Origin of the sequence: Lactobacillus rodentium (assembly GCF_003423665.1) — a bacterium.
Taxonomy (GTDB): domain Bacteria; phylum Bacillota; class Bacilli; order Lactobacillales; family Lactobacillaceae; genus Lactobacillus; species Lactobacillus rodentium.
Window position 1 is genome coordinate 122,452 of the sequence record NZ_BFBY01000004.1, and the last position, 11,347, is coordinate 133,798.

The 11,347-nt window shown below is 33.1% G+C and carries 10 protein-coding genes; 4 read left to right on the plus strand and 6 right to left on the minus strand.

The genetic code is table 11. The features are described 5' to 3' along the window. Together LrDSM24759_RS03890 and LrDSM24759_RS03895 are read right to left on the minus strand one after the other, a co-directional pair. The coding region (locus LrDSM24759_RS03890; protein ID WP_194007995.1) for a nitroreductase family protein at nucleotides 1-214 on the minus strand (214 nt) is incomplete at its 3' end. Between the two features lie 84 nt (nucleotides 215-298). Next, on the minus strand, nucleotides 299-1,630 hold the full coding sequence (locus LrDSM24759_RS03895) for an FAD-containing oxidoreductase (protein WP_117118184.1): 1,332 nt from the start codon (nucleotides 1,628-1,630) through the stop codon (nucleotides 299-301). Between the two features lie 175 nt (nucleotides 1,631-1,805). Between LrDSM24759_RS03895 and galE the strand changes: the two genes are divergently transcribed. Next, on the plus strand, nucleotides 1,806-2,798 hold the full coding sequence (galE, locus tag LrDSM24759_RS03900) for a UDP-glucose 4-epimerase GalE (RefSeq protein ID WP_117118185.1): 993 nt from the start codon (nucleotides 1,806-1,808) through the stop codon (nucleotides 2,796-2,798). A gap of 47 nt (nucleotides 2,799-2,845) precedes the next feature. On the opposite strand, the gene LrDSM24759_RS03905 is transcribed toward galE, so the two are convergent. The 4 genes from LrDSM24759_RS03905 to LrDSM24759_RS03920 form a co-directional block, all read right to left on the minus strand. Beyond that, nucleotides 2,846-5,068 (minus strand): DEAD/DEAH box helicase, encoded by a 2,223-nt coding sequence (locus LrDSM24759_RS03905; protein ID WP_117118186.1) that lies wholly within the window; start codon nucleotides 5,066-5,068, stop codon nucleotides 2,846-2,848. A 30-nt stretch (nucleotides 5,069-5,098) separates the two neighbouring features. Further along, the gene (locus tag LrDSM24759_RS03910) at nucleotides 5,099-6,430 is read right to left on the minus strand and encodes an ATP-binding protein (protein WP_117118187.1); all 1,332 of its coding nucleotides are present in this window, start codon (nucleotides 6,428-6,430) and stop codon (nucleotides 5,099-5,101) included. A gap of 2 nt (nucleotides 6,431-6,432) precedes the next feature. After that, complete coding sequence (locus LrDSM24759_RS03915; protein ID WP_117118188.1) at nucleotides 6,433-8,307, minus strand: TerB N-terminal domain-containing protein; 1,875 nt, start codon at nucleotides 8,305-8,307, stop codon at nucleotides 6,433-6,435. Nucleotides 8,308-8,412: 105 nt separating this feature from the next. Continuing rightward, nucleotides 8,413-9,378: a Gfo/Idh/MocA family protein gene (locus tag LrDSM24759_RS03920; RefSeq protein ID WP_117118196.1), complete on the minus strand. Its 966-nt coding sequence runs from the start codon at nucleotides 9,376-9,378 to the stop codon at nucleotides 8,413-8,415. A gap of 208 nt (nucleotides 9,379-9,586) precedes the next feature. Between LrDSM24759_RS03920 and LrDSM24759_RS03925 the strand changes: the two genes are divergently transcribed. The 3 genes from LrDSM24759_RS03925 to LrDSM24759_RS03935 all read left to right on the plus strand — a co-directional run bounded on the left by LrDSM24759_RS03925 (nucleotide 9,587) and on the right by LrDSM24759_RS03935 (nucleotide 11,056). Continuing rightward, on the plus strand, nucleotides 9,587-9,988 hold the full coding sequence (locus LrDSM24759_RS03925) for a hypothetical protein (RefSeq protein WP_117118189.1): 402 nt from the start codon (nucleotides 9,587-9,589) through the stop codon (nucleotides 9,986-9,988). Between the two features lie 109 nt (nucleotides 9,989-10,097). Continuing rightward, entirely contained in the window at nucleotides 10,098-10,499 is a 402-nt protein-coding gene (locus tag LrDSM24759_RS03930) for a hypothetical protein (protein ID WP_117118190.1), read from the plus strand. Between the two features lie 155 nt (nucleotides 10,500-10,654). Further along, nucleotides 10,655-11,056, plus strand: a complete 402-nt coding sequence (locus LrDSM24759_RS03935) for a hypothetical protein (RefSeq protein WP_117118191.1) — start codon at nucleotides 10,655-10,657, stop codon at nucleotides 11,054-11,056. Nucleotides 11,057-11,347 lie beyond the last annotated feature (291 nt).

The following is an 11,347-nucleotide window of genomic DNA, read 5'->3' on the forward strand; positions in this document are numbered from 1 at the left end:
CCACATATTTCTGATTACACAGCTCCTGAATTTTTTTCTTTTTATCAGCATCAGTTATATGGATTAAGGAAGCATTTTGCATAAACATACTTGTAGAAGTATGTTGGAAAACCTTATATAAAGTAGTTAATTGCTCTTTACTTAAATTTTGATCTTTAAATTTTCTAATTGAGCGATGATTAACTTGAGCATCAGTTGTTAAATTATGAATCATAAACATTCTTCTTTCTTTTATACTTACTAAATAAAAGTATATAAATAAAAAAAGCATTTGGCAAAATACCAAATACTCTATAACTTATTTAAATAAATCATTAAACGCTTCACTCATTGTTGGATGAGTATAAATTTGATCTCTTAACACCGTAGCCGGAATTTTTTGATTAATTGCTAAAGAAATTGTATTAATCAACTCGTAGGATTCAATTCCGTATAAAGTTGCACCTAAAATTTGTTTAGTTTGCGGATCTACTAATGCCTTAAACACTCCACGTGTATCCTTAGCTACCTGAGCTTTTGGAATAGCAGCTACCGGCAACTTATGCACTTCATATTCAATCCCATGTTTTTTGGCCTCTTTTTCAGTTAAACCTACTTCAGATAAGGCGGGATCAATAAATACACTATAAGGAATATTTTTTCTACTCTCTAAAGTATACTGACCATTTCCAAATAATTGACTTTTAATAATACGAAAGTCATCAAGCGAAATATAAGTAAACTGTAACCCACCCTTTACATCACCAATAGCCCATACATTGTGGACATTAGTTTCTAAGTGTTTATTAACTTCAATTGCATCCCACTTGTTGACTTTAATATTAGTATTTTCTAGGCCCAGATTTTCAGTATTAGGACGTCTCCCAGTTGCTGCTAAAATTCGGTCTCCATCAACTTGTTTTTTCTCCCCAGCACTATTTTTATAGACTATTGTTGCATGGTCGTCGGTATCTTCTACCTTTTCAATTTCAATACCTAATTCAAATTTAATACCTAATTCTTCAAGATCTTTCTTCACTACTTTGCTAATATCCTCATCTTCACGTGGAATAAAGTCCGAATTATGATCTAGAACGGTAACGTTTGAACCATATTTAGCAAACATTGCTGCAAACTCTAAACCAATATAACCAGCTCCAATAATAATCAAATTCTTGGGTAAAGAAGTTTGTTCCATTGCAGCAGTCGAATCTAATAAAAATTTACTCTCTTTAAGACCGGGAATTGGTAAAATTACTGGTACGGCTCCAGTATTAATGAAAATTCTTTCTCCTTCATATTTTTCAATTCCATTAGCCGTCTTTACTTCAATTATATGATCGTCAACAAATTTTGCTTCACCATCTAAAACTGTAACCGTTTTTTCATCTGCTAACATATGATAATTTTTGCTTCTTAATAAAGATGTCATTTCATTCTTTCCACCAATGGCATCTATAAAATCCAGCCCATTAGCAGCTTCAATAATTAATCGTTTTGATGGTAAACAAGCAATGTTAATACAAGTTCCACCATACATTTGATTAGACTTTTCAATAACTAATACTTCTTCATCTCTTTGGGCCAAAAATTTTGCTAAAGTTTTTCCGCCTTTACCAAAACCAATGATGATATTTTTTATTTTTTGCATAATATGACACCTTGCTTTCAATTAATAAGTTATTTTTTATCCTTTATGATAATCATTTACTATCTATCTGTCATTTTTATTGCTTAGTAAATATTTATTATATTTTTACATTAAGATGTAATTCTCATATGCTATTATTAAAGCAAGAATTGAATTATTTTAAGGAGTTAATTTTATGCGTGTATTAGTTATCGGTGGAGCCGGTTATATTGGCTCTCATGCTGTTAAAGGCTTACTTGAAGATGGCAATGAAGTTGTTGTCCTCGATTCGCTTTACACTGGGCATAGAAAAGCTGTTGATAAAAGAGCTAAGTTCTATCAAGGTGATATTGAAGATAAATTCTTAGTAAGTAAAATCTTACGTGATGAAAAGATTGATGCTGTCATGCACTTTGCTGCTTATTCTTTAGTGCCTGAATCTGTTAAAAAGCCCTTGAAATATTACGATAACAATGTTTCTGGAATGATTGCTTTATTACAAGCTATGAATGATGCTAACGTAAAGTACTTAGTATTTTCTTCTTCTGCTGCAACTTATGGTATTCCTAAGTCATTACCAATTACTGAAGATAGCCCCCTTGATCCAATTAATCCATATGGTGAAACTAAGATGATGATGGAAAAAATCATGCACTGGGCTGATAAGGCCGATGGTGTTAAGTCAGTTGCCTTACGTTACTTCAACGTTGCTGGAGCTTCTAATGATGGCTCAATTGGGGAAGATCATGGTCCTGAAACTCACTTAATTCCAAATATTTTAAAGAGTGCTATTGCCGGCGATGGTAACTTTACTATCTTTGGTGATGATTATGATACCAAGGATGGTACAAATGTACGTGATTATGTTCAAGTCGAAGATTTAAGTGATGCACATATTCTCGCCTTAAAGCACTTGATGAAAACCAATAAATCTGATGTCTTTAACTTAGGAACTGCTCATGGTTACTCAAACCTTGAAATTCTTGAAGCAGCTAAAAAAGTGACAGGCATTGATATTCCTTATACTATTGGTCCACGTCGTGGTGGTGATCCAGATAGCTTAGTAGCTGATTCAACTAAAGCAAGAACTATTTTAGGTTGGCAGCCAAAACATGAAAATGTTGAAGAAGTTATTGCTTCTGCTTGGAATTGGCACCAAAACCACCCTAATGGTTATGAAGATAAATAATTATGAATCTAACAAAAATGGAAAGTTCGCTGAGAACTTTCCATTTTTTATTTTTCCATCTCTTCTACACTTTTACGCATTTCAGCAACGTCCAGTACACTATTTGCAAATTCCTTTTTTACTAATTCATCTGGTAGAAATTCATCATACTTATCAAATACTGGTACTTCATTTGGAAAAACAAGTTCCAACGCATCAAAATCTTCACTCGCTTCTCTGCGTAATACTTCAAAGAATTGATCTTCATCAGCATCCATTGTAAAAGTCATAAAATAAGGACGAGTTGATTCGAAATTTTTTAATTTTAATTGATCCTTACATTTAATTCTCAGTAATCTTTCTAAAGCTAAAAATCCATAGCTTCCTGTCCAAGGGAAAAAGGCCCACATTTTTCCACCCAAATTGATTAAAGAGTTCCGATCCAAACAGGCTTGTTGTGCAGTTTCTCTTACTTGTGCTAAACGAGCTTGTGCATTTTTCATTAAGTAAGGATATTGTTTATCTTCTAAAAGAATTTTTCTCATTCTTTGTAAGATTTTTGGATGCATATCTCCAGCTACATCCCCAAAATATGCACCAATATGCCCTTTTACTCCATGACAATAAACTTGGTGACGTTTACGATCTATTTCATCAACTACCCAAACTCGACCGGCGATAGCAATTTTATCTCCAACTGGAGGTGGCTTCACAATTGTCCCTAATTCTTCATTAGCCGCATGCACACTAAATTCTTCATTTTCCATAAATACAGCATAAAATTTAAAATTATTAACAATCTTTTCCCCAGCTAGGCCAAGAATAAGACCACCATTTTCAGTTTTTTGAATGTGATCAATTTTTAATAAATGGCGTAGTAAAATTTGATAATCTTGCTGACTAACATTTTTAAAATATGCAAGCGTTAAAACCCGACTTGCCAACTCAGCCGGACTCATTTCACCACTAGCAGCCAGTGTAGACATTGTTTGATGGTAAAGCAAACTATAAGGTAAGCGGTTAGGTTGCGGTGGCTCGACCCAATGTTCTTCAGCATACAACTGGATCAAGGCAATTCCCTGTAATAAACTCCAAGGAATTAATTCCGGTAACATTGCCCTGGATTCGGGGTGTTCTTCTCGCATAACAAAATGCATTTCTGGTGGTGTACCACGTCTTCCAGTTCGGCCCATTCTTTGTAAAAATCCTGACACTGTAAAAGGTGCATCAATTTGATAGGCACTTTCTAATTTACCAACATCTATCCCTAATTCTAAAGTTGCAGTTGCACAAGTTGATACATAAGCATCCGGATCTTTCATGGCATCTTCAGCAGTCTGTCGTAATGCCGGCGATAAATTTCCATGGTGAATTAAGAACCGATCAGGCTCGTGATTATAACTGCAATATTCACGTAATTCCTGACACACTGACTCACATTCTTCACGACTATTAGTAAAAATCAGACTCTTTTTACCGCGAGTATGTTCAAAGATATAGCCAATTCCAGGATCAGCCAAAGCCGGTGCAATATCAGTTTTAGGTTCTACAATTTCTGCCGGATCAAAATCTTCACTAGTTGCTTGCGGGTCAGTTTGATAAAAATGTTCCATTGATAAGTGCCACACTTGTTTTTCGCTTTGAACTTTTGGTGCACTAGTTTTGCGTCCACTTCCGGCACCCAAAAATTTAGCAGCTGCCGTCATATCACCAATTGTAGCTGATAATCCTACTCTTCTCGGTTTTACTTGCGCAAGTTTAGCTAGTCTTTCTAGCAAACAAAATGTTTGTCCACCTCGATCACTACGCAAAAATGAATGTAATTCATCAATTACGATATATTGCAAACCATGGAATAAATCAGGAATTGCCATATGCTTATTAATAATTAAGCTTTCTAATGATTCAGGCGTAATTTGTAATATTCCGGATGGTTTTTTTAATAATTTTCTTTTTTGAGTTTGAGCGACATCCCCATGCCAGCGCCAAATTTTTATTCCAGTATCTTGAGTTAATTCATTTAAGCGATCAAATTGATCATTGATTAATGCTTTTAACGGCGCAATATAAAGAACTTGAACTGAATTAACCGGTTTTTCACTGATTTCTGAAAGAATAGGAAAAAAAGCAGCCTCTGTTTTACCAGATGCCGTTGAAGCAGCTAGCAAAACATTGTTTTCAGTATTAAAGATTTCTTGAGCAGCCGCCACCTGGATTGGCCGTAAATTTTGCCACCCATGATCATAAATATAGTCTTGAATGAATGGAGCATAGCGATTAAAAATATTCACTTTCTTCATCCTCCCTCTAACTAAAACTAATTAAATTGTAAATTCAGTATAATCATCACCCTTTTCATCGGATACTGCCTCTGACTTGGTATAACTAAATTCATCTGAATTAAGTAAATCACCAATCTTTTGATCTGGATGTTGTAAGGTAATATCTAATAGTTCAATAAAATCACGAATCACTTCACGCGGTGTAATGTTGGTATCTGCTCCGACACGACCATATTCAATTTTAATAAAGGTTGCCAAATCTTCATCAGTAATTGTTGATTCATAGTCATAAAGAGTTGCATGCATTTGAGCCAGTTTTTCAGTTAAAACTAACATTTCTTCAGCATTTAACGGCTCTAAATTAATTACTGGAGCGTACATATCAGTTGCTCCCTCTTTTGAAAATTTTCCGTTAGCCAACCGTGACCGTAATGCTTCATAGCTATAAACACCGCGTCTTCGATCCTCAATAGCTTGCGGGGTAGCACCCATAATTATTCCTAAATATTTAGCTTTGCCTTGAAGGGCATCATTATACATCGTTAACATTTTTTCATAATTATATTGACGACTGATACTATTCGGAATTTTATAAATATTTACTAGTTCATCTACCATCACCATTAGTCCAGCATAACCAGCCTGTCTAAAAAACATTGCAAATAATTTAATGTACTCGTACCAATCATCATCTGAAATAATAATGTTAACACCAAGCTCGTTTTTAGCTTCTGTTTTACGGCTATATTCTCCTCTAAACCATTTAATTACCTTAGCACGAGTTTCATTGTCACCACTTACATAGGCTTCATAATACATTTTCAAAAGTTTTGCAAAATCAAAGCCATGTACCAATTCATTTAAGTTCCCGATGACCTCATAGATTTTCTTATCTACTGCCTCAGTAAATTTACCATTTTCCTGACTGAATCCGGTCTCTTGCGCCACTTCTGCTTGAATTGAATTAATCCAGCGATCCAAGATTAAAGGTAACGCTCCTCCTTCAGGACGAGTTTTAGTAGCTAAATTTTGGATTAATTCACGATAAGTAGCGAGCCCCTGTCCTTTGGTTCCCTGTAATCTTCGTTCGGGTGAAAGATCTCCATCTATTACGACAAAATTTTTATCCATTACATAATTTCGAATTGCCTGTAATAAGAAACTTTTTCCCGAGCCGTATCGTCCTACCACAAAGCGGAAAGAGGCACCTCCTTCGCTAATAATATCAACATCATGAAGAAGAGCCTCAATTTCTGCTTTTCGTCCTACAGTAATATAAGGCAAACCAATCCGAGGTACCACCCCGCCCTTCAAGGAATTTAAAACGGTTTGAGCAATTCTTTTAGGAATTTTGCGCTTTTTTTCAGTCATCTTTATTCCTCCTCACCAAATAATTCAGCTAAATCGGGAAGATAATCCTCAATAATTAACGGTTCATCTCCATTGAATTCAATCAGACTATCGCCGATTTCATCAAATAATTTTTCATTAATACTATCTGCCAAAATGGAAGTCATTAAATGTTTTTGTTGTAATTCTTTTTTCCAGGAAGTATGATGCCAGAGTGCCATGAGAAACATGTATTCATCTTCAGTTAGTCCATAAGGAATTTCTTTTTCTATTGCCTGATTCTGTTCTTTCTCACTTGTAGTTTCTTCCACCTTTTTAGAATTATCTTCTTGATCTCCATTTGCTTCCAGTTCTAATGTCTTTTCTTCTTCTGTTAACAAACTTTCTCGGGTCTTAGATGCATCAAGACGAATTTTATCTAAATTGCTAAGATCAATTTCAATTTTGGGTCTCTGAGCTTCAATTTCTTGAGCATGAAATTCCCTAATCGCTTGTTCAATTACTATTACCATTGCAGCTTTTAAATTATTTGCTTTTAATTTTCTTCCCTTGTGATATTCAATTCGACTTAGGCGATCAATCTCGTGTAAAACAGCATTTATTTTTGTCTTTTGTCGAGCAACTGGAGAAAAATATTCGTAATAAGTATGTCCATTTTTTTGATAAAACTTTCGATTGGAAGTTATCTCAAAATTATCAAAATGTGGTGTCCTTTTATACAAAAGTGCTCGTGAAAAAAAGTAATACTCCCTCTCAGTAAGAGTAAATAAAATTTCACTAGCAAAATTAAAGTACTCCCTATTTGCTAAAAGTTTTTGCCATACAAAGAAAAGCAGTTCTTGATACTTATTTGCTTCTAAAGGACTCTTACCATGATAACTCGCAACCCCTTTTAAAGCATTAATTAACTTAATAGAATCTTGAGGATTTAAAAGGTCTTCATAAAGCCTGTCCTGCTCGTTTTCCTTTACAAAATTTTCATCTTTATGTTCAGTCAAATTATAAAAGACAACATAATCTTTAATCCAATTATTAAGATAAGTTTTTATTTCAGAATCATAAACCAAAATATATTCTTTATATAGTTTTTTCAACAATTGGTATCCATCCTCAGGACTTTTTACTCCGATTTGATTAAGTAATTCATAAATATAAATAAAAACATATGATCGACTAGTGGATTTATATATTCCTTTTCTTACTTTACTTCGCCACGTAAAGTACGTTCTTAATTGGTGAACTGTCATATCATGATAAGTAGGATAAAAATGATTAAAAACAAAATTATGCTCATAATTATCTTCATAATTTGCCATTAATTGTCCTTGATGATAAAAGTTTTTTTGTCTTCCCAAGGCTGGCAGAATTGTATAATCATAACTTTGAAGCATTTTTGCAATTTCCCGGGGAATTTCATCCTTTTTTTCTTCAGAAGATTTACTTTTTGAAATATCTTTTCGAGGTGGAATTGTTTCCGCTTGATATGCGTTTTTTTGAGAAGTTTCATCTTCAGGAATTAGTAAATATTGTCCTGTAGTTTTTATTTCACCATTTAACGCTAATTTATATGCATAGTCTACTGCTTTTTTTACTTCTTCATCATCTACTTGATTAAGCCAAATCCCGACCCACTTATCACTCTTGATTCTAAAAGCCTGACTAAAACCTGGTAAATCCGTTAATGTTTGGGAGAATTCACCACATTTTAAATCTAAGGTTATTGCGTGACCGTTTTTATTAATTCCTATTTCTTTATTAGGAACTCGAGAAAGAATAGCAAAAAAGTCATTACTGTTAGGGACCATTAAAACAAAAATATTTCGGTTATTAGTTAACATTTGTTTAAAAGTTAGACTATATTTCTGTTTTAAGTATTTAATTAAATCATTGGTTAGCATTTTCCACCTCGTTTCTACTATAAAGATACGCGAACATACATTCTATAATTATACCAAGAAGACCGATATAACGCAAAAAGGAGAGGTATTCCTCTCCTTTTATGCTTAGCGTTGTTTTTTAGCTTTAGTTAGTACTTCTAATACTGCTAACGAATGGTTGAAAGCTTCATCAGCTGCTTGGCGATCGTTTTCTTCAATCATTCGGCTAAATTCAACGAATTCTGCCACCATTCGATGACTATATTTATTAAGATTAATCTTTTCAAGTTTTCTTCCCTTTAAGTCTAACTCAACTTCTTTTAATTGACCCGTAGAGCCTTTAATTTTTAGACTTCCATTTTCACCCTCAATATAGCTCCACTGATCTGTTACATATGAGTCTTTTGCTGCTAGCAAACTAGCCTGAAGTTTAGGATAGGTAAGAATTAAGTTGCCCGAAGTATCAATTCCTTTTTGCATTACTGGGAAATAATGCACATCTTCTGGTTTTCCAAATAGGCCTACTGCAAGATGAATATTATAAATGCTCAAATCCATCAAAGCCCCACCATCTTTTGCGGGATCAAAAACAGGTTGAATCACTCCCTTTAAGAAATCATCATATCGACTAGAATATTGTGTGTAATTAAGTTCGATATTATGTACTGGGGCTATCTTGGCTAAGTGTTTCTTTAAATAGTTAAAATTCCCCAAATAAATATTAGTAATTGCCTCTACTAAAACAACATTATGGGCATCACCAATTTTCTTTAATTCAATTGCTTCTTTAGGGGTAGCGACAAAGGGTTTTTCACAAATTACATTTTTTTCATGTTCAAGAGCAGCTTTTGCTACACGATAATGTAAATTATTTGGCACAGCAACATAGACAGTATTCACTTCTTGATTATTTAATAATTCATTATTGTCTGTATAAGTTTGTTTTATGCCATATTCCGCCTGCAGATCTTTTCCAATTTTTTCACTTCTTTTAGTAGTTGAGATTGCCGTTAATTCCAAATTGGGTATTTGGTCAGCAATTTTCAAAAAATCATGAACAATCATCCCTGAACCAATTATTCCTAATTTAATCATCTAAAATCTCCTCATTTTTTCTTTAGCATTTAAAATTAATCTATATTTTTATTTTACAACAAGCCCTTAGTATATTAAGGTTTCTAAAAGTTTTATTAAAAAAAAGAAAAATATTCGAGTGCATTATTTTTGTAATTTCTAAATTAGGGATTTATATTAAAGATGTCTTAAGTGATTATATTAAGTTTGTTTGGAGGTAATTATTATGGCAGATTATACTAAAAGAGAATTAAAAGCTTTAGACAGAATTTCTAAGAAGATTGCAGATGCTGAAAGTCACTTAACTAAGATTGAAGAAAGTGAACCTGACAAGCGTCACCGCACTGCTCAACACGAAACTATCAAGGATATCAAGTCAATCTTGAAGCACGCTAAGAAAGTTTCTGAAGATGAATTAAAGGCTGAAGAAAAAGGTAAAATGGAAGATCCAGTTTATACTGCAGCCGAAGAAAAAGTTGTTAACGATCTTAAGTCTGAATTCAAGCAATTAGATGACGATCTTAGTCATTTACCTGAAGAAGATGGTTCAGATATTAAGCGCTACAGAGCTGAAAACCACACTTTAGATAGAGCTAAAGAAATCTTAAAGAAAGCCGATAAGTATTAATCACTAGTCAAGAACAAAAATAAGTCATTATTTTTGTAATTTTAAAAAATAGGTTTTATATTATAAGTGTCCTAAGTGATTATATTAAGTTTGTTTGGAGGTAATTATTATGGCAGATTACACTAAGAGAGAATTAAAAGCATTAGATAGAATTTCTAAGAAGATTGCAGATGCTGAAAGTCACTTAACTAAGATTGAAGATAGTGAACCTGACAAGCGTCACCGTACTGCTCAACACGAAACTATCAAGGATATCAAATCAATCTTGAAGCACGCTAAGAAAGTTTCTGAAGATGAATTAAAGGCTGAAGAAAAAGGTAAAATGGAAAATCCTGTTTACACTGAAGCTGAAGAAAAAGTTGTTAAAGACCTTAAATCAGAATTCAAACAATTAGATGACGATCTTAGTCATTTAGCTGATGAAGATGGTTCAGATATTAAGCGTTACAGAGCTGAAAACCATACTTTAGATAGAGCTAAAGAAATTTTAAAGAAAGCTCACAAATTCTAAAATAATTATTGAAATATTTAATAAAGACTATCTTAAAAAAGATAGTCTTTATTTTTTTGATTTTATGAAAGCATATATTTTGTAATTTAAGTCTAAGAGTTTTATATTAAAGATGTCTTAAGTGATTATATTAAGTTTGTTTGGAGGTAATTATTATGGCAGATTACACTAAAAGACAATTAAAAGCATTAGATAGAATTTCTAAGAAAATTGCAGATGCTGAAAGCCATTTAACAAAAATTGAAGACAGTGAACCTGACAAGCGTCACCGCACTGCTCAACATGAAACTATCAAGGATATCAAGTCAATCTTGAAACATGCTAAGAAAGTTTCTAAAGACAGTATTGAACTAGATGCCAAAGATGAATCTAAAGCAGCCCTTTACACTGAAGCTGAAGAAAAGGTTGTTAAGGACCTTAAGGCAGAATTTAAACAACTAGACGAAGATCTTAGCCATTTATCAGATGTTAGTGGTTCGGATATTAAACGTTATAGAGCTGAACATCACAGTTTAGATAAAGCAAAGAAGATCTTAAAAAAAGCTGATAAATTTTAACTTTTAATATTAATTTAGATATTTATACAAAAAAGGGATTATCCAATTTTTATTGGATAATCCCTTTTTTCTACGTAAAGTCAAGCACAATGCGATATTTGGCTTTGCTTTTTGTTTAAATTTAAGTTTAAGTATTTTGTAGTATCGATTTATTTTTATCATTAAGCATGACAAATAAGCCCAAATATATCTGATTTTTGGGCTTAGCGTTATAATGTACTTGATCAATTAATTACGACTAAAGTCTTTTTGGTTATGTGTGGCTACGTTGTAATCATATATTTGATCATT

What these genes read in the sequence shown, in the direction of transcription:
- LrDSM24759_RS03895 (WP_117118184.1), bottom strand. Translation starts at nt 1,630, where the DNA reads ATGCAAAAAATAAAAAATATCATCATTGGTTTTGGTAAAGGCGGAAAA.
- galE (WP_117118185.1), top strand. Translation starts at nt 1,806, where the DNA reads ATGCGTGTATTAGTTATCGGTGGAGCCGGTTATATTGGCTCTCATGCT.
- LrDSM24759_RS03910 (WP_117118187.1), bottom strand. Translation starts at nt 6,430, where the DNA reads ATGACTGAAAAAAAGCGCAAAATTCCTAAAAGAATTGCTCAAACCGTT.
- LrDSM24759_RS03915 (WP_117118188.1), bottom strand. Translation starts at nt 8,307, where the DNA reads ATGCTAACCAATGATTTAATTAAATACTTAAAACAGAAATATAGTCTA.
- LrDSM24759_RS03925 (WP_117118189.1), top strand. Translation starts at nt 9,587, where the DNA reads ATGGCAGATTATACTAAAAGAGAATTAAAAGCTTTAGACAGAATTTCT.
- LrDSM24759_RS03930 (WP_117118190.1), top strand. Translation starts at nt 10,098, where the DNA reads ATGGCAGATTACACTAAGAGAGAATTAAAAGCATTAGATAGAATTTCT.
- LrDSM24759_RS03935 (WP_117118191.1), top strand. Translation starts at nt 10,655, where the DNA reads ATGGCAGATTACACTAAAAGACAATTAAAAGCATTAGATAGAATTTCT.